This window comes from Leptothoe sp. PORK10 BA2, assembly GCF_034932105.1.
Classification (GTDB): domain Bacteria; phylum Cyanobacteriota; class Cyanobacteriia; order Phormidesmidales; family Phormidesmidaceae; genus Leptothoe.
The window spans coordinates 117448-135675 of the sequence record NZ_JAYGIG010000003.1 but is presented as its reverse complement, the minus strand read 5'-3'; the positions used below and the strand labels follow the sequence as shown (position 1 = coordinate 135675).

Genomic DNA, 18228 nt, shown 5'->3' with positions numbered 1-18228 from the left:
AGGTGAGCGTACGTCCGAGTCGCACCAAGGTGGATTGGGCGATTGAAGTGGCTCACATACTGGAGAACCGCTATGCCGATTGCGAGAAAGTACAATTGGTGTGTGACAATCTCAATACTCACACTAAAGGGGCTTTTTACCAAGCATTCGAGCCCGAACGAGCGCGAAAATTGGTCCAGCGAATCGAATTTTGTTATACCCCGAAGCATGGCAGTTGGCTCAACATCGCAGAAAACGAGTTGAGTGCAATGACTCGACAGTGCATTGAGGGTAGACGCTTTGAAGACATCGATACGCTACGGGCTGAAACGACCGCTTGGTCAAACGATATCAACCACAGGCAACGGGGGGTTGACTGGCAGATGAAGGTCGATGATGCTCGCTGTAAGCTAGCCTCCGTTTACCCTAAAATTAAGCTTTGACACTGCACTAGGTAAGGCGGCTGGTACGTTCCCAGTAGAATTTATGATTGAGGGTTTCGGTTGCTAAGGTTAGCCATCGAAACCCTCAATACTTTTTAGGCAATCGGCCAAAAGAGAAAATGCAAACCATCCCCTCGGCCAGACTAAGGCGTGAAGACCCTAAGCCGGACTCCTGCATAATTGATAAACCCAAGTCTTGACCCAAAATTAACAAAAAAAATCCCTCGCAGTATCTGTGAGGGATATGTCAAGGTTCATCTACTCATTCACACATTCTTCAAGACCCAGATTTAATCCGGAATGTTTTGGCTATTCCATAAAGAAACCGCTAATTTTATATGAACCAAGAAAAATTAAAACGTATTAGTGGTAAGCAATTGTCACCCCCGGCAATCTAGCGACTAATTTACCTGACCAGGATCTTCCCCAGTACGGATAAACTCAGCCTGTTCCAAAATCAGCGCGGCAAAATCCTCGTTACCATTAGCCCGATAAAACTGGGCCGCCTTCTCATAATTTTCCACAATGTCCTCCCGAACCTCTGGAGGCAAATCATTAGGCCCCCCAAAGGACTCCCCTAGCAACAACGCCTGGTGACGCAGCAGGGCATCCGCCCGCCCCAAATACGAATTCGGATCATTGGGCACTAGCGCAGTTGCCGCCTCATAGGCCTCAGCTGCTTCACCATAGTCCTCCGACTGCATCAGCTCCAGCGCTCGGTCATAGACCAGCTGAAAATCCGTGGCTGGTTTCACAGAAACGCGATAGTTGCCCCCCATCTGGCCATAAAAGGAGCCCGCCAACACCGTATACTCCCCCGCCTCCGGCAGCTCCAGCACAATCGTGGCCTGGGGAGTCCCGTTGTAGTCGTCATTCTGATCCAGAATTTCCCCCGCCGGATTCAGCAGCGTGATAAACGTATCAAACTCCTCGCTCACCATCTCAATGATCACCGCCTGCCCAGCCTCAGCCGTAAAGGTGTAGGTATCCTGGGTGGGCTGAAACTCCACCTGCTGATCTAGGATCGCCTGTTGGGCAGTTGCCGCTGGAGCAACAGCAGCCCATAATGCTAGGGCCATCCCCCATGCCCCATGCCGAGCAAACCCCTGGGACAAACCAAACAGCCCACGTCGTTGATGATTAACCTGACGTCCCTTTAAACCTCTTAAACTAAGCATGGAAAAGCTCGGCATAGAACTCCTTAGCGCTGCCCAAAGCAGCAATTCTCAATAGTGATGCATGACAATAGCGGAAATTTTTCAGCTCCATCCCTGCCATTCACACCCATGGCATCCTGGCTAAAAGTAGTAGGTATGGGTGTGGGCTGTCTGAGCTTATGGTCTAACCTCAGCGCTCGGGTCATGGCCCAGGCCGTCGGTCAGCCATCAGCACACCCGCCAATTGCCACTCCCTCAACGACTCCAGGGGTTAATAATATAGACCAAATTGTGGTACCTGCCGCTGAGGATGTGCCAGAAGAAATACTGCGGACTGAAATCATTTTTGAAGCCCGGTCTCCACTAGACGGTGCCTCCCTATCCCCCGCCGACTATGCTCAGCTACAGGCAGAATTGGCCACTTCCCAAACCACCCCCACCCTCAATGCCGACATTCGCTTCCTAATTTTCCTCCTCCAGGCTCGTCGAGCCTTTAAACCCGTCATTCCGTTTTTACCCTAGGGCTGAATCAAGTCAGAGCCTGACTCATAGCTCATGACTTACAAAGCACCTTCCTTTTTTCCCAAAAATCGCCCCTTCGTGACAAGCAATTGTTGTTACGCTCTGTTAACCTAAACTTCATGGTCTTTGTTTTTTCTTAGCAATAGCCGTCCTTAAGCGCATCATTTTTTTAAATAGCACTTTTGTCATTGCTGATTTATGGGATGAACCGCTCTGAGATCAATGTCACTTGCCCGGATTTTCAGTTCAAATCCCCCCGGTTATCAGCAACACCCACTTTTTTAATACACACGGTTACTAGGTTTTAGACTCCTATGGCACTAACAACGGCCCCAGAACAAATTGACCGGATTGTCGGCAATTACCACCACAATCCCTTTGACGTTCTTGGCCCCCACTGCATTCAGATCGATGGCAAAGACGTTTGGACCGTGCGAGCCTATTTACCTAAAGCTGAGTCTGCCTGGGTGATCCTCCCCGATAGTCGTCAAGAAGTAATGATGACTAACGAACACCACGGCGACTTCTTTGAATGCGTGCTTGATGTTGAGTCCCTGGCTACCTATCAGCTACGTTACAAATCGGATGGCCACGAGCACGTTGTTTATGATCCCTATGCTTTTCGGTCGCCATTGATTACCGAGTTTGACGCCCACCTATTTGGTGAAGGTAATCACCACCGGATCTATGAAAAGCTCGGTGCTCACCCCACCACCATCGATGGTGTGGCCGGGGTTTACTTTTCTGTCTGGGCACCCAATGCTCGCAACGTTTCGGTACTGGGTGACTTTAACAGCTGGGATGGCCGTCAACACCAAATGAGCATTGGCCATGCTGGCATTTGGGGCATCTTTATCCCTGAACTAGCGGTGGGTGCCTCCTATAAGTATGAGATCAAAAACCACGAAGGGCATATTTACGAAAAGTCCGATCCCTATGGTTTCCAGCAAGAAGTACGGCCCAAGACAGCCTCCATTGTGGCGGATCTAGATAGCTATACCTGGCAGGACGATACATGGATGGAGAAACGTCGCCATCAGGACCCCATGGCCCAGCCCGTATCGGTGTACGAGTTGCACCTGGGTTCTTGGATGCACGAGGCTTCTTCCAACACCGCCAAGCAAGCAGACGGTACCGATGCCCCGGTGGTAACGGTGGCCGACCTCAAACCGGGGGCTCGTTTCCTCACCTACCGGGAACTAGCCCACAAGCTCATCCCCTATGTTAAAGAGATGGGTTTTACCCACATTGAAGTGCTGCCCGTGGCTGAGCATCCATTTGACGGGTCTTGGGGCTACCAGGTAACCGGCTACTATGCCGCCACCTCCCGCTACGGCTCCCCCGAGGACCTGATGTACTTCATCGACCAGTGCCACCAAAACGGCATTGGGGTGCTGGTGGACTGGGTTCCCGGCCACTTCCCGAAGGACGGCCACGGCCTTGCCTTCTTTGATGGCACCCACCTCTATGAACATGCTGACCCCCGTAAGGGTGAGCATAAGGAATGGGGCACCCTTGTTTTTAACTACGGTCGCAATGAAGTACGCAACTTCTTGGTGGCCAATGCCCTCTTTTGGTTCGACAAGTACCACATTGATGGTATTCGCGTAGATGCTGTGGCTTCCATGCTCTACCTGGACTACAACCGGAAACCCGGTGAGTGGGTCGCCAATGAATATGGCGGTCGTGAAAATATTGAAGCGGCCGACTGTTTACGCCAGGTAAACCACCTGCTGTTTAGTCACTACCCTGGCATTCTTTCCATTGCAGAAGAATCCACCTCTTGGCCTATGGTATCTTGGCCCACCTACGTCGGTGGTTTGGGCTTTAACCTGAAGTGGAACATGGGGTGGATGCACGACATGCTGGATTACTTCAGCATGGACCCCTGGTTTCGTCAGTTCCACCAAAACAACGTTACCTTTAGCATTTGGTACGCCTTTAGCGAGAACTTTATGCTGGCCCTGTCCCACGACGAAGTGGTCCACGGCAAGAGCAACATGATCGGCAAAATGCCCGGTGATGACTGGCAGAAGTTTGCCAACATGCGCTGTCTGTATACCTACATGTTCACCCACCCTGGCAAAAAGACCCTGTTTATGGGGATGGAATTTGGTCAGTGGAGCGAGTGGAATGTATGGGGTGACCTAGAATGGCACCTGCTGGAGTATGAGCCCCATGCCCAAATGAAAGCCTTTATGGAGAAGCTCAATGCGACCTATCGCAATGAGCCCGCCCTCTATACCCAGGACTTTGACCAGCAAGGTTTTGAGTGGGTTGACTGTAGTGATAACAGCCATAGTGTGGTCGCCTTTATCCGCCGGGCCAAGGACAGTGATGAGTTTATTCTCACTGTGTGCAACTTTACCCCCCAACCCCATAGCCACTACCGGGTCGGTGTCCCTGCTAAGGGCTACTACCGCGAAGTGTTTAACAGTGATGCCCGCGAATTTGGCGGCAGCAATATGGGCAACTTAGGCGGCAAATGGTCCGAAGACTGGGGCTACCACAATCGCCCCTACTCCCTGGACTTGACCCTACCGCCTTTAGCCACCGTGGTATTTAAGCTGGACCCAGCCCGGACGTCTTCAGCCACCCTATCTGGGTTTAAGTTAGGCGGCTAGGTGTCATCTCTCTATATCTATTGTTAGAACCGCTGTAGGGGCATTGCAGGCAATGATCCTACAGCGGTTTCTATTGCAGGCCCACCGTTTCCCAATCCTTTGTTTTGGGGCCAAATAGCTGGGCAGCCTTTTCCTCAGCCGCCTTTAGGGATGGGTACCAATCGCTAAAGGTATAGTCACCGTCAATTTCCATAACAAATAAGCAGTAGCCATGGCCATCGAATTTAATGGCTAAGCTCACCTCTGCTTCAAGCGTCAATTCGACTGGCCGACCCGGCAAATCTTGGGGAATCTGCCATGAAGGAATTTGCTTAACCACCACAGAAGGCATGAATTATGAATAATTTGCCTTTAGAGACAAATTATTGACACAACTTACCGTTATACGTGATTTTGCGGCGAATTCTGTATAAATTTAATCTCTAACCCCTGACAAAAATACCCGAGAAATCACCTAGTTATCGCTGCGAACATAGGTCTGGCTTTGCTCTGCAGGGGTTAGGTCGGCTAGGGCAATGTCGTTTCTTAGTACGCGTCCGGTGGGGCCGATGATCTGACGAGGTAGGGTTTGGGTGTCCACCAGCTCCATGGTGTTCATGTTGTAGGTGGTGTAAACGGTATCAGCGGTATCAAAGAAAAAGTCTAGGACCGTCATGGTTTGCATGGCGGCATCGGTGCGATTGAGCCAGGTGCGGGGACCGCTGCCCAGGGCTCCGGTGTGCAGCAGCTGTAGATTACCGGCATGGCCAGGATAGTAGGCATGGTGGTGGCCGCTCATGTAGGTATGGACATGGTGGCGCTCTAGCAGGGCCTGGAGCTGGTTGGAGTGATTGAGCAGTTCGCCATCGCGATCGCGACCTTGGGAAATGGCATAGAGCGGCAGATGACCAATGGCAATGCGAAATTTTGCCCCTTGGGCCGCTGCACTGCTTAACTGCTGCTCTGCCCAGGCTAACTGGTTAGCGGGCACATTGGCAGAGGAGGCATCCCACACCAGGTAGAAAATATCGTTTTGCTTAAAGCTGTAGTAATAGGGAAAATCGCCGGTGTCGATATATTGCAGGTCCAAGTCATTTTGGTGGGCCTGCCAGTAGCGGCTGGTGACCTCGCGGTCGATGGGGTACACATAGCTCCCTTTGTCCTGGAGGCTAGACGCATCATGGTTGCCGATGGTGAGGGCAAACGGGATATTCGCCTCACGGATGGGGCTGAGGATGAGGTTGTCAAATCCGGCCCACATGGCTTCCACTTCGGCGGTGTTGAGGGAAAGGCTTTGGCCTGCCACCATGTCGCCCACACACAGCACGATGTCTGGTTCCCACTGGGGCAGGATGGAGACGCCCTTCATGACTTCTTGGCGGTAGTCGACGGCTCCGTAGCGGGAGTTCATGTCGCTGATCACCACTGCGCGTACGTCGCCGCGTTTGGGAGCGAAGAGTTCCTCGGGGCCGATGGCTTTGCCAAAGTTGGGATGGCGTATTGACTGTGGGGCTAGCCCAGGGTTATTGCCCTCAGCAATCGACGTATCGGGGCCAACTACCGTCTCTAGGGGGGGAGAACCCGTGGGGACTGCTTGGGCCAGTGGGCGAGCCGCACAAGCCCCGAGGGAAAATCCACCCAGTAGTAAAAAATGACGTCGGTTGAGCATGGGAAAAACTTATCTAGACCGCTGATGGCAAGGTAGCGCAATCTGCTGGCCAGCGTAAACTATACAGCCTACATTTGTAGTTGATCGATAGTGGTTGCTCGGCGATGGCTGAAGCAATCGCAAAGTTTGGCGCTACCATGACCGTAATTAAAATAAGCAGATAGCGATTAGCAATGGCTAAGGCTAAAAAAGGATTTGGTGAGTCACAGGAAAGAACGCGCCCCGCAAAGGATTTTTTGCTGGCGTTTGGTCAGCGCGTGGCTGAAGATGATCCGGCTAAGGTTGAATATTTTGTTGAAGTTAATTTAGAAAAGCTCAATGAAGATTTTCTAGAGGCCCTACCTAAATTATTTACCCAATTAACGACGGGTAAATATAGCTCTAGGCAAGAACAAACTGCAGCCCTCTTTGTAAACTTCGGAGGTTTTATTTGGGAAACTCCCCTGGGTAATCGAGCCCTGAATCTGGAGATTAGCATTGCTCTCTATCGGCTGGCTTTGAAAGTTTTTACTAGGGAAGACTTTCCTGAAAACTGGGCTACGACCCAAATGAATCTGGGAGCTGCCTATAGAGATCGCATTCGAGGAGACCGGGCGGAAAACCTGGAACAGGCCATTGCCTCTTATGAACATGCTCTACAAGTTATTACCCGTGAAGCGTTTCCCGAAAATTGGGCTATGACCCAAATGAATCTGGGAGTTGCCTATAGCGATCGCATTCGAGGAGACCGGGCGGATAACCTGGAACAGGCCATCGCCTATTTTGAAAATGCTCTACAAGTTCGTACCCGTGAGGCGTTTCCTGAAAACTGGGCGATGACCCAAATGAATCTGGGAGCTGCCTATAGCAATCGCATTCGAGGAGACCGGGCGGATAACCTGGAACAGGCCATCGCCTACTTTGAAAATGCTCTACAAGTTCGTACCCGTGAGGCGTTTCCTGAAAACTGGGCGATGACCCAAATGAATCTGGGAGCTGTCTATAACGATCGCATTCGAGGAGACCGGGCGGACAACCTGGAACAGGCCATCGTCTACTGCGAAAACGCTCTGCAGGTTTACACTCGTGAGGTGTTTCCTGAAAACTGGGCCGGGACCCAAGGGAATCTGGGAGTTGCCTACTGGGCTCGCATTCGAGGAGACCGGGCGGATAACCTGGAGCAGGCCATCGCCTACTGTGAAAATGCTCTGCAGGTTTACACTCGTGAGGCGTTTCCTGAAAAATGGGCTATAACCCAAATGAATCTGGGAAATGCCTATAGCGATCGCATTCGAGGAGACCGGGCGGACAACCTGGAACAGGCCATCGCCTACTATGAACATACTCTGCAGGTTCACACCCGTGAGGCGTTTCCTGAAAATTGGGCTAGGACCCAAGTGAATCTGGGAGTTGCCTATAGCGATCGCATTCGAGGAGACCGAGCGGACAACCTGGAACAGGCTATTCAATATTCCGAAAGGGCTCTACAGATTTTTACCCGCGATGCTTTTCCTGAACGCTGGGCCGAGACTCAGCTCTATTTAGCAAATGCTTATCGAAACTCTTATACGGATGAAAATTTAGAAAATCTACATTTAGCCATCAGTACTTATCAAAAGGCTGCACAAGTATTTACACGGACTGCCTACCCTTACCAATACTCAGAAAATCAAAGTCAATGGGCAGACGCCTTACTTAAAGGGGTCACTCACACATCAACACCCACTTGTGCACAAGAAGATCTGACTAAGGCCATTACTCTCCTAACCGAAGCCCTAGAGTTATCTCCTGCTGGTAGCCCAACCTATATTGACTCACACTATCGCTTGGGTAGTGCCCTTTCTCTCCGTTATCAGATCACCAAAAACTCTGAGGACCTAGACCAAGCTCTGGCTGCATATAAAACGGCCCTTGATGCCATCAGCCCCGAACACTACGATCGCGACAAAATTTGGCAGGCCCTACCCACCACCCAGTCCGTCCTGGGCAGCCGCCTAGTACGCGATGGCCAGTGGCAAGATGGCCTACAGCTGTTACTCAACAGCGTCAATCAACTAAGCCACAGTGACGACCGCCTAGCCCACGCCAGCGCCATTTATGAAACAGCCCATGCCTACGAAGCACTCTCCGACTGGGAAAATGCTCGAACTTACTACCGTGATGCCCTGCGACTTTATACCCATCTCAATAACCCAGGGGGCTTAGCCAAAAGTCACACCGGCCTAGGCACCACCCTCGTCTCCCAAGGCTATCTAGAAAAAGGTATCGCCTCATTTCAAGAGGCTCGCATTCTTTACGAACAGTTACAACAACCCGAAAAGCTCGCCGAAGTGGATAACCTGTATCAAATCGCCCAGCGTACCCTGAACGGCCAAGAAATTGAGATCCCCGCATGAGCAATGCCGACGACATCTTTGACCAAGCCAAAGGCAGTATTAGACGCCTGGGCCTGACCGAAATCCCCTTTACCGAAAGTCCCACAGGTTTGGGTAGTCAAACCCTCGATCGGATTTTTACCGGACGGGAAAACGAACTACGGCAGGTCTTCAAATCCTTTCAAAGCCGAGAACGTCGCCGCATCCTAATCTATGGCCGCATCGGCATTGGCAAAAGCGCCTTTTTGCTAGAAGTCTTATCAGTGCTGGAGCGCAAGCTAAAAGAAACGCTCACCACCTATATCTCGCTACCACCCGAGTTAGATTTAGCCACTACGGCCCTGATCGCCTTGGCCCAAGCCATGTCAGATGACGACTGGGCACAGCAGCAGCTCTACAAAATGGGTATTCCCATTAACAAACAGCTGAAGGAGCGTACCTCAGAAGTCGGTGGCAACATGGGTATCACCGCCAAAATGGGGGAAAAAGATTTACCGATTATTGCCCCTGAGTATCCTTCAGTAAGTCTAGATACCCTGCTCCAGCGAGCTAAAGAGAAATATCCTAATGGGGTGGTCATTGCTATTGATGACCTAGATAAGCAAAACCCTAGTCGCATCCGACAGCTCATGTACGATGCCCAGGGCATGCTCAAGGGGCCAGCCTGGTTTTTACTCACAGGCCACCCCGTCAGCATGACGGGGGATTTACTCACCACCGAACGCGGCCTGTTTGATCTACGGCTGCCCCTAGAAGAGCTAGATTTTGAAACCACCTATAAAATGCTGATCAACTACCTCAGCAGTGTTCGCATCAACAACGATTGCACCGATCCAGACGATCCGCGCTGTGTCTTACCTTTTTTGCCAGAAACCGCTGCTCAGTTTTGCCAAGTTTCCCGAGGAAAGCCAAGGCTATTTAATCGATTAGGCAGTATTATCCTTTCCACCGCCGCTGACCTCGGAGCAGACATTATTACCCCAGACGTACTCAGAAAAGGATTGCAAACGGCCTTACCCACATTGCAAGAACGGGCAGCTCTGACCTTTAAAGAAGAGCGGGTCCGGGCATTTTTGCAGCGGAATGGCCAAATCTCTGACGAAACCATCACCATCGATGACCTTGAACAGCTTGGGGTGCGTACCTATGCTGAACTACTACCCGTTTTAGAACGGTTGGAGGCAGCCGACCTAGCCCACCAGCCCCGCCAAGACGACACCAAAACCTTTGAACCCTTGGCCTTGCTCCCTAGCGATATTGCACCGGAATAGTGGCTATAAGGACGTGTCCCTTTGTAAAGTCACCGTAGGCCATTTTTTGAGGTATCCAGGACTCCCTGGGATAGTAGTTGAGTTTGTTAATAGATGCCATCCAACCCATAAGATTTGAGTTCTGAGGGAAAAGAATATACGTACGGCATCTGAAAGCAGTGGGTGCGCTTGAGAGGTGTCCTCTAAACCGCTACTATACAGGCGCATAAACCACGCCCAAGCCGTAACAATCGCCTTCTGAATAGAACGCCTACAGCTCTGAATGTGGACAAGGTTAATGTCGTCGGCCCCTTTTGATAGTTACCTCTGGTTGCCTCAATGATTGACTCAGTGCTGCGTACCCTTACCTTTGGCCAGTTTTCGTTACATCAGTGGCGACAGGTCAGCCTTCTCCATCGGCTGTTATCACCGTTTCGCCAGTGGCGGCAGGGAAGCAGCCTATTGCCCTACGGTGACCTGATAGCCGCTGGCATTATTGCCGTGTTGCTGGTGGTGTCTCCCTATGCCAACACCACCCTGCTCGGCATTTTGCTAATGGCCTGTGCGGCCCTGTGGTTTTTGCTCACCCTGACGGATGAAGCTAACGGCTGGCTCACGCCGATACACCTGGGGGTGACCCTGTACTGGGGGGCGATGGTGCTGGCAACGGCCCTTTCCCCCGTGAAGGCTGCTGCCATAGCGGGGTTGGTGAAGCTGACCTTGAATCTGATGCTGTTTATGTTGCTGGCCCGGATTATGCGACAGCCCAAGCTGCGGACGGGGCTGGTGTCGGTGTATGTGCTGGCTACATTACCAGTGGCCGTATATGGCATGCGTCAGTACTTTTTTGGGGCGGAGGCCTTAGCCACCTGGGTCGATCCCACGTCGAATTTATCGGGGGCCACCCGGGTCTATAGCTATTTGTTGAACCCCAACCTACTGGCGGCCTATTTGATGCCTGCGGTGGCCCTCAGTGCCTGTGCCATTTTTGTCTGGCCCCGCTGGCTGCCGAAGGCCTTGGCGGTGATTGCGTTTTTCTTAAATACGGCTTGTTTGGTGCTGAGCTATAGCCGGGGTGGCTGGATGGGGCTGTTGGGCCTATTTTTTGTGCTGGCCGTGTTGCTGATGTTCTGGTGGAGTGAGCTGTTCCCGCCTTTTTGGAAGCGTTGGGCCTTGCCCGCCCTTTTAGGCACCATGGCGGGTCTGGTGCTGTTTGCCGTGCTGTTTGTAGGGCCGGTGAGGGAACGGGTGATGACCATGTTTGCGGGGCGTGAGGACAGTAGTAACAATTTCCGCATTAATGTCTGGGAAGGGGCGATGGATATGATTCGGGCCCGTCCTGTGATTGGCATTGGTCCCGGCAATGAGGCCTTTAATAAAATTTATCCGCTTTACCAGCGGCCCCGCTACACCGCCTTGAGTGCCTATTCAATTTTTCTAGAAACCCTGGTCGAAGCAGGCTTCATTGGCTTTACGGCATTTTTGTGGATGTTGGGCACCCTGTTTTACCAAGGGTTGCAACAGCTGCGGCGGCTACGGATGAATATGGATGTTCAGGGGTATTGGTTGATTGGTGCGATCGCAACCTGCTCCGGCATGCTGGTCCACGGCTTGGTGGACACCGTCTGGTATCGGCCCCAGGTCAGCACCCTCTGGTGGCTGTGCATGGCCATTGTCGCCAGTTTCTATATTCCCCGTCAGCAAACCTACAATCAATCGGGAAACGTGGATTGAATTTACCTAAAATGCAGTGTTAGATACAAAAAAAAAACAGACTTTTCCCAATGCTGGAGGGTACCCATGATTCTATTGTGGTACACACTCTTACGCTAGGAGAACCTCCATGCCCTCTCGCAGGTCCTTTCGTTTTTCCCGCCGCCAAATTATCCGTGGACTGCTAGCGACCACAGCTTTTGGTGCAGCCACTAAGCTCAATGCTTGCACCCCGGCCCCCACCTCATCTGATGCTGCTGGGGATGCGCCGGCAGCCGATGCACCAGCCGATACAGCGGCTGAAGAAGTAGTAGTGGGCTTTATCTATGTGGGTCCCAAGGACGACTTTGGCTATAACCAGGCCCATGCCGAAGGGGCCGCTGCCATGGCCGGTGTGCCCGGCATCAAAATTCTTGAAGAAGCCAGTGTGCCAGAAACCGCGGCGGTGCTGGAAACCATGCGCAGCATGATCGAGATCGATGGGGCTAAGGTTTTATTTCCCACTTCCTTCGGCTATTTTGATCCCTACATTTTGGAATTAGCCGCTGAGTTTCCCGATGTGCAATTTTTCCATGCGGGCGGTATGTACCAGGAGGGAGTGCATCCCAAAAATGTGGGCAGCTACTTTGGCTACATTGACGAAGCCCAATATGTGGCTGGCGTGGTGGCCGGTCATGCGTCTAAAACTGGGAACCTCGGGTTTGTCGCCGCCAAGCCCATCCCCCAGGTACTACGCAACATCAACAGCTTTACCCTGGGAGCCAAGTCGGTCAACCCAGCCGCCACCACCCAGGTGATTTTCACTGGGGACTGGGCGTTGCCGGTGAAAGAAGCAGAGGCCACCAACAGTATGGCGGACCAGAGCATTGACGTGGTCACCTGCCATGTGGACAGTCCTAAAGTAGTCATGGAGACCGCTGAGAAGCGCGGCATCTATAGCATTGGCTACCATGCTGACCAAAGTCCCCTGGCTCCTAAGGGCTACCTCACTGGGGCAGAGTGGGACTGGGTGAGTATTTACACCTTCCTGGGGGAACAGTTTGTTGCGGGTAAAAGCCTAGTTACGGATGACATTGACAACATTTTGCGCGGTGGTCTAGCGGATAAATTCTGTAAACTTTCGGCCTATGGTCCGGCGGTGAGTGATGAGGCTAAGGCCGATGCCGATGCAGCTAAGGAAAAGATTATCAAGGGTGAGCTGGTGATCTATGAGGGAGAACTCAAGGACAACACTGGCAAAGCCATTTTGCCTGCTGGCGAAAAGTATGAGCAGCAAAATATTGAGTTAGAGAAAATGAACTGGCTGATCGAAGGTGTTAAAGGCAGCATCGACGGATGACAGTGAGTCTCTCTCAACGGGTATCTGACCCCACCCGATGGCGCCGATCCCTAGAAGCCATTGTTTTGCCCGTGGCGGCTTTGGTGGTCGCTCTGGTTATTTTTGGATGTTTTTGCGCCTTGGCCGGTGCCAACCCCTTTGCCGTTTACGGCTCCATTTATAAGGCTGCATTTGGCCGCTGGAGTGCCTGGCAGAATACATTGATTCGGGCTGCCCCCCTGATGTTGACGGCCCTATGTACGGCATTGCCTGCCAGATTGGGGCTGGTGATTATCGGCAATGAGGGGGCGCTGGTCATGGGGGGGCTGGCCGCTGTGATCGTGGGTTTGGGAGTGGGCACAACCCTGCCGCCCCTGATGGCTCAGGCGGCAATGGCCATTGCCGGTATGGTGACCGGTGGGTTGTGGATTATGCTGGCGGGGACGTTGCGCCACTATCGGGGGGTGAATGAGACGATCAGTAGTTTGTTGTTGAACTATATTGCGATCGCATTCATGAACCACCTGGTGGAAGGTCCTCTGCGGGATAGTACGTTCGTCACCAAACCCTCCTCCGCAGAACTCGATCCCAGCATCTGGCTCGGCACCATCCCCGGCACCCGCATTCACTTTGGCCTGTTCTACGGCCTGATCGTCTGCGTAATCGCCTACTACCTAATCCAGCGCACCACCTTTGGCTTTGCCGCCCGTACCGCTGGCGGTAATGTGCGCGCCGCCCGCGTCGCCGGATTACCCGTGGGCAAGCTCACCATGGCCGTTTGCTTTTTAGGCGGGTCCGCCGCTGGTTTGGCAGGCATGGTGGAGGTGGCCGCTGTGCAAAAACGAATTAACGAATCCCTGGTGTCCAACTACGGCTATGCCGGAATTTTGGTCGCCTTTGTGTCTCGCCATAATCCCCTGGCCACAGTTTTGGTCGCTATTTTGTTAGGGGGGATTCTCGCCAGCGGCGGTGTTCTCCAGCGCTCCCACGAGTTACCCGATGCTACGGTGCTGGTATTTCAAGGGATTGTATTTTTGTGTGTATTATTCAGCGATTCACTCTACGGCAAATTGCCCTGGTTTAGGGAAACAGCAAAGGGAGTTTAACTATGGCAACAGAATCACTGGGTCTCTGGGGCATCCCCCTGGGCATTATTGCCGGTACATTGCGCGGCAGTGCGCCATTTTTGTTTGTCAGCCTGGGGGAATGCTTGACCGAAAAAAGTGGCAAAATTAACCTAGGCCTAGAAGGTACCCTGCTGATGGGGGCCATGAGCGCCTACGGCGTTTCCTATCTATCCCAGGATCTCGTTGGCCCTTTCTGGGCTCCGTGGTTGGGGGTGCTGGCCGCCGGACTCTCGGGCATGGCCCTAGGGGCAATCCACGGTTGGCTGTCGCAGCAGCCTCGGGTGAATGACGTGGCCACCGGCATTGCCATGATTATCTTTGGCAGTGGGCTGGCTTTTTTCCTGGGCAAACCCTTTATTCAACCCCAGGCCCCGCAGCTGTTTACCCTCGACTGGGGCAATTGGAGTGCCGCACCGCAGATTCAGTCTGCTTTGAAAATTAGTCCGTTGTTTTTATTGGGAGTTGCGATCGCGCCCCTACTCCACTGGTTCTTTCGCTATACCCGCTGGGGCCTATACGTCCGCGCCGTCGGCGACAGTCCCCAAGCTGCCCGCGCCATGGGCATTTCCCCTTTCAAAGTACGCATGCTCAGCATTGTTGCCGGGAGCTTCCTCGCCGGTATTGGTGGAGCCTGTCTGTCCCTCTACTACCCAGGCGTCTGGACCGAACGGATCTCCAGCGGACAAGGCCTGATGGCCGTCGCCCTGGTAATATTCGCCAAATGGAACCCGATTCAATGCCTCTGGGCATCCATGCTATTCGGCGGAGCCCAAGCCATCGGTCCCGCTTTCCAATCAGTAGGGTTTGACTCCTACTACTATTTGTTCAACGCAGCTCCCTATATTCTGACATTGTTGATCATGGTGGTAACCTGCTCACCTCAGCGCACATTAACGGGGTTACCAGGGGCGTTGGGAAAAGAGGATTAATGGGAGAAACCCATCAGGCATTTAAGCCCTAAATAAATTTTCTCCCCAGAAAACCCATGACCAAAACCATTAAACTCGCCGTCAATGGTACCCTCATGCGAGGACTCGCCCTCAATCCAAATCTCCTGAACGTCAACGCCACCTTCGAACGCGACGCCCAAACCGAACCAGCCTACCGGTTGTGGACCATAGACGACAACTACCCCGCCATGGTCAAAGTCAATACAGGTGGCGTCGCCATCGCCGTCGAAGTATGGCAAGTACCCCTAGCCGGTCTTGGCATTATCCTTTCCCAAGAACCCCCTGGTCTAGCCATTGGTAAAGTCATGCTCCACGATGGCGAAGAAGTTCTAGGCGTGATTGGAGAACCTCTGACGGTGGAAGGAAAGAAAGAAATTACGGCATACGGAGGTTGGCGAGCTTATATAGAAACGGTTTAATACAAGCTCCTGTCACCTGTGAGTATCGGTATTACCTCTTTTTCAGATCTTGTCACAAGACTGCAGGCAAATCAGAAAGAAACGGGTGCGTCCGTTCTCAATGCGTTTAGAGATAAGTGATACTGAAAAAGCTGCAGCGATCACTCATTTTCTCAACATACATTGATGCGATGAGAGTGCAATAGAGCGAGAAGCAATGACTCCGATAATCTGATAAGTCAGCTGCTGAATGCATTCAGTGATGTACGCGAAGCCATACTGTATCCTAAATTAAAGACAGTTGTTGATAGCCTAGGGTTTGGTCCGAGACTAGGTTAGCGATCGCAACCCCCAATAACCTGACCCGAGGCTGGGGTTCCAGATGATGCTCCAACAGGGCCTGGGCCAAGGCTCCTATCTCCGCTGCCTGCTGCATAGGAGCTGCCACCGTACGGCTGCGGGTAATTTGGCGATAGTCGGCGTACTTGATTTTAAGGGTGAGGGTATAGCCCATTTTTTTAGCCTTGAGTAGCCTGGCCTCCACATCATCAACGATGACGGTCAACGCTTCGACCATGGCCTCCAGGGTACAGAGGTCTTCGGCAAAACTCCGTTCTGCCCCAATGGATTTACTAATGCGGTTGGGATTGACCTGGCGGTTATCCTGGGCATTAGCCACTCTAAAATAGTGCCGCCCCACTTTGCCAAAATGGGCCACCAAGTCAGCTTCACTCCAACGCTGCAAATCGGCTCCCGAGGCAATGCCCAGCTGCTTCATTTTGCGGGCTGTGGCCGGACCAATGCCATGGAATTTTTCGATGGGTAGAGTGGCGATAAAGGCCATGGCGTCTTCTGGCAGGATGACGAATAAACCGTTGGGCTTATTCACATCAGAGGCCATTTTGGCCAGAAACTTATTGATGGAGACCCCGGCAGATGCGGTGAGTTGGGTGGTGTCGAAAATGCGCTGCTGGATGGTTTTGGCAGTTGCGATCGCAGATTCACACCCCGTCACATCCAAATAGGCCTCATCCAACGATAGGGGCTCCACTAGCGTCGTATAGTCCCGAAAAATAGCCCGAATCTGCTCCGACACCGCCCGATACACATCAAACCGAGGCCGAGCAAAAATCACCTGGGGGCATCGCTGCACCGCCACCCGTGACGGCATTGCCGAATGGATGCCATAGCGCCTCGCCTCATAGCTAGCAGCGGCCACCGCCCCCCGCTGTTCCGGACGGCCTCCCACCACCAACGGCTTATGTCGATACTCCACATGGTCACGTTGTTCAATGGAGGCAAAAAAAGCATCCATATCAACGTGAAGGATTTTGCGATGGTCCACAGCCCTTTAGGGTATTACCCTCTTAGCCTACTGATAATCCAGAACATTGCCCTTAGCTCAGGAATACATTTAATTTTGGCACAGGTCTTTTTGTCCAGCTTTTAGAGCATCCTCTGACTCGCAGATGCCATCCCAGCGCAAAGATCCACCAATGCGAATAATAAAATCATCGTAGTCATAGTCAGTGTTAATGTCCCCCACCAACAGGGACCCCGTATCTTCCCAGCGCAGTAGTAAACCACCCTGGATCACATCTTCCAATTGACCGTCAAACCGAGCATAATCACGGCTGCCCATATTAAGGTTACTAGTTGAATAGAGGGTGCCTGCAGGTTGCTCACTGAAGGAAGATTCTAAATAAAAGCTATAGTCAGTATTCGCCACAAACCGAAACTCTACCCGTGGTTGAGGCACCGTAATGCCAGGGGAACCATAAAAATCATCCCGGTTCTGAGAACCCGAGTCATCTTGGTAAGTTGAAGGCCGGTTGACCGGTTGCGGCTGATCAGACTCTTTAACTTCCCCGTACAGGGGAAACTTCTCTCCTGTTTCCAAGTTGAGAATGCCAAAAACAGATCGATAGCTGCCGTTAGATTCTAAAAACTCAAACTCCACCACCGTGTCCACAGCTAAGCGGATACCTTGATTATCCAATAGTTCTTGGGCCTGGACGGAACCTGACAATCCCCCCAAAGTAACCGCTGTAGCAGACAGCCCTAGGGCTGTCTGACTGAGGCGATGGGCTAGAGCATGCAAATATCCACTCATGGGTTTTCTCGTAATTGAGTTAACGGTTAAAGTTGGCCTGGGGGGAGACTAGGGTTTACCAGATGCGCCGATCAACGGACTGACTGCTAGTCTGGTCATATTGCTCTAAGGATTCCTGAGCTAATTGAATCAGACGACTTAGCTCAGCACAGCAAGCGGGGGTCGTTGGGGCCTCAGGCTCCGCCTCATCGGACTCACGGGCAAACCGCCGAGTCGCCGACCGCTCGGAACAGGCCTGTCTGGCCTGTCTCAACTGCTCCGCCAAACTAGCGTTAGAATCCACCCCCAACTCTGCACCAAATTCATCGAAAAAGTCTTGAAAAAAGTCAGATAAGAGGCCCGTATTATCTGATAGGTTGGGCCCGGTCACGTCCGATAGGTTAGGCCCGGTCACGTCCGATAGGTTGGGCCCGGTCACGTCCGATAGGTTAGGCCCGGTCACATCCGATAGGTTAGGCCCGGTCACATCCGATTGATTTTGGGCCAGGCTAATGGATGGCAGCATTGCGGTTGCGATCGCAACCATCCCTCCCAAAAACATCCGCCCCACAATATTCCCAGACATACTCTTTAATGTTAACAACTTCAGCAATAGCATCTTGATGTCACACCCCTACCTTTGAAAGTTGAAA

16 protein-coding genes are annotated in these 18228 nt (G+C 52.3%); 10 read left to right on the top strand and 6 right to left on the bottom strand.

Features of this window, described 5'->3' with window-relative positions:
• Window positions 1-422: transposase (locus VB741_RS02040; protein WP_323363472.1), on the top strand; the 422-nt coding region annotated here is incomplete at its 5' end.
• A gap of 401 nt (window positions 423-823) precedes the next feature.
• On the opposite strand, the gene VB741_RS02035 is transcribed toward VB741_RS02040, so the two are convergent.
• On the bottom strand, window positions 824-1600 hold the full coding sequence (locus VB741_RS02035) for a PPC domain-containing protein (RefSeq protein ID WP_323363471.1): 777 nt from the start codon (window positions 1598-1600) through the stop codon (window positions 824-826).
• A 108-nt stretch (window positions 1601-1708) separates the two neighbouring features.
• On the opposite strand from VB741_RS02035, the gene VB741_RS02030 reads away from it, so the two are divergent.
• The gene (locus tag VB741_RS02030) at window positions 1709-2101 is read left to right on the top strand and encodes a hypothetical protein (protein WP_323363470.1); all 393 of its coding nucleotides are present in this window, start codon (window positions 1709-1711) and stop codon (window positions 2099-2101) included.
• A 314-nt stretch (window positions 2102-2415) separates the two neighbouring features.
• Complete coding sequence (glgB, locus tag VB741_RS02025; protein WP_323363469.1) at window positions 2416-4725, top strand: 1,4-alpha-glucan branching enzyme; 2310 nt, start codon at window positions 2416-2418, stop codon at window positions 4723-4725.
• Window positions 4726-4795: 70 nt separating this feature from the next.
• Here glgB and VB741_RS02020 read toward each other — a convergent pair whose 3' ends face one another.
• A complete protein-coding gene (locus VB741_RS02020; RefSeq protein ID WP_323363468.1) occupies window positions 4796-5056 on the bottom strand; it encodes a hypothetical protein in 261 nt (86 codons plus the stop codon).
• Between the two features lie 123 nt (window positions 5057-5179).
• The gene (locus VB741_RS02015; protein ID WP_323363467.1) at window positions 5180-6373 is read right to left on the bottom strand and encodes a metallophosphoesterase family protein; all 1194 of its coding nucleotides are present in this window, start codon (window positions 6371-6373) and stop codon (window positions 5180-5182) included.
• A 173-nt stretch (window positions 6374-6546) separates the two neighbouring features.
• Between VB741_RS02015 and VB741_RS02010 the strand changes: the two genes are divergently transcribed.
• The 7 genes from VB741_RS02010 to VB741_RS01980 all read left to right on the top strand — a co-directional run bounded on the left by VB741_RS02010 (window position 6547) and on the right by VB741_RS01980 (window position 15504).
• Window positions 6547-8748: a tetratricopeptide repeat protein gene (locus VB741_RS02010; protein ID WP_323363466.1), complete on the top strand. Its 2202-nt coding sequence runs from the start codon at window positions 6547-6549 to the stop codon at window positions 8746-8748.
• Window positions 8745-9998 carry an AAA family ATPase gene (locus VB741_RS02005; RefSeq protein ID WP_323363465.1) on the top strand — a complete coding sequence of 418 codons (1254 nt, stop codon included), beginning with the start codon at window positions 8745-8747 and terminating at the stop codon, window positions 9996-9998. Before VB741_RS02010 ends, VB741_RS02005 begins: the two co-directional genes overlap by 4 nt.
• 318 nt (window positions 9999-10316) lie before the next feature.
• Window positions 10317-11711: an IctB family putative bicarbonate transporter gene (locus VB741_RS02000; RefSeq protein WP_323363464.1), complete on the top strand. Its 1395-nt coding sequence runs from the start codon at window positions 10317-10319 to the stop codon at window positions 11709-11711.
• A gap of 109 nt (window positions 11712-11820) precedes the next feature.
• Window positions 11821-13029 (top strand): BMP family ABC transporter substrate-binding protein, encoded by a 1209-nt coding sequence (locus VB741_RS01995; protein WP_323363463.1) that lies wholly within the window; start codon window positions 11821-11823, stop codon window positions 13027-13029.
• The gene (locus tag VB741_RS01990) at window positions 13026-14114 is read left to right on the top strand and encodes an ABC transporter permease (protein ID WP_323363462.1); all 1089 of its coding nucleotides are present in this window, start codon (window positions 13026-13028) and stop codon (window positions 14112-14114) included. The genes VB741_RS01995 and VB741_RS01990 overlap by 4 nt, the downstream gene beginning before the upstream one ends.
• Window positions 14115-14116: 2 nt before the next feature.
• The gene (locus tag VB741_RS01985) at window positions 14117-15064 is read left to right on the top strand and encodes an ABC transporter permease (protein ID WP_323363461.1); all 948 of its coding nucleotides are present in this window, start codon (window positions 14117-14119) and stop codon (window positions 15062-15064) included.
• 56 nt (window positions 15065-15120) lie between these two features.
• A complete protein-coding gene (locus VB741_RS01980; RefSeq protein WP_323363460.1) occupies window positions 15121-15504 on the top strand; it encodes an allophanate hydrolase-related protein in 384 nt (127 codons plus the stop codon).
• Between the two features lie 265 nt (window positions 15505-15769).
• Here the strand turns inward: VB741_RS01980 and dinB are convergent, their stop codons facing one another.
• The 3 genes from dinB to VB741_RS01965 all read right to left on the bottom strand — a co-directional run bounded on the left by dinB (window position 15770) and on the right by VB741_RS01965 (window position 18161).
• Window positions 15770-16828, bottom strand: coding sequence for a DNA polymerase IV (gene dinB / locus VB741_RS01975; protein WP_323363459.1), 1059 nt, complete (start codon window positions 16826-16828; stop codon window positions 15770-15772).
• Between the two features lie 69 nt (window positions 16829-16897).
• On the bottom strand, window positions 16898-17596 hold the full coding sequence (locus tag VB741_RS01970; protein ID WP_323363458.1) for a hypothetical protein: 699 nt from the start codon (window positions 17594-17596) through the stop codon (window positions 16898-16900).
• A gap of 55 nt (window positions 17597-17651) precedes the next feature.
• Complete coding sequence (locus VB741_RS01965; RefSeq protein ID WP_323363457.1) at window positions 17652-18161, bottom strand: hypothetical protein; 510 nt, start codon at window positions 18159-18161, stop codon at window positions 17652-17654.
• Between the last annotated feature and the right edge of the window lie 67 nt (window positions 18162-18228).

Bases quoted from the DNA above. Each gene is read 5' to 3' on its own strand.
- VB741_RS01985 (WP_323363461.1), top strand. From the start codon at position 14,117: ATGGCAACAGAATCACTGGGTCTCTGGGGCATCCCCCTGGGCATTATT.
- VB741_RS02035 (WP_323363471.1), bottom strand. From the start codon at position 1,600: ATGCTTAGTTTAAGAGGTTTAAAGGGACGTCAGGTTAATCATCAACGA.
- VB741_RS02000 (WP_323363464.1), top strand. From the start codon at position 10,317: ATGATTGACTCAGTGCTGCGTACCCTTACCTTTGGCCAGTTTTCGTTA.
- VB741_RS01965 (WP_323363457.1), bottom strand. From the start codon at position 18,161: ATGTCTGGGAATATTGTGGGGCGGATGTTTTTGGGAGGGATGGTTGCG.
- VB741_RS02010 (WP_323363466.1), top strand. From the start codon at position 6,547: ATGGCTAAGGCTAAAAAAGGATTTGGTGAGTCACAGGAAAGAACGCGC.
- VB741_RS02015 (WP_323363467.1), bottom strand. From the start codon at position 6,373: ATGCTCAACCGACGTCATTTTTTACTACTGGGTGGATTTTCCCTCGGG.
- VB741_RS01970 (WP_323363458.1), bottom strand. From the start codon at position 17,596: ATGAGTGGATATTTGCATGCTCTAGCCCATCGCCTCAGTCAGACAGCC.
- glgB (WP_323363469.1), top strand. From the start codon at position 2,416: ATGGCACTAACAACGGCCCCAGAACAAATTGACCGGATTGTCGGCAAT.
- VB741_RS01990 (WP_323363462.1), top strand. From the start codon at position 13,026: ATGACAGTGAGTCTCTCTCAACGGGTATCTGACCCCACCCGATGGCGC.
- VB741_RS01980 (WP_323363460.1), top strand. From the start codon at position 15,121: ATGACCAAAACCATTAAACTCGCCGTCAATGGTACCCTCATGCGAGGA.
- VB741_RS02020 (WP_323363468.1), bottom strand. From the start codon at position 5,056: ATGCCTTCTGTGGTGGTTAAGCAAATTCCTTCATGGCAGATTCCCCAA.
- VB741_RS01995 (WP_323363463.1), top strand. From the start codon at position 11,821: ATGCCCTCTCGCAGGTCCTTTCGTTTTTCCCGCCGCCAAATTATCCGT.
- VB741_RS02030 (WP_323363470.1), top strand. From the start codon at position 1,709: ATGGCATCCTGGCTAAAAGTAGTAGGTATGGGTGTGGGCTGTCTGAGC.
- VB741_RS02005 (WP_323363465.1), top strand. From the start codon at position 8,745: ATGAGCAATGCCGACGACATCTTTGACCAAGCCAAAGGCAGTATTAGA.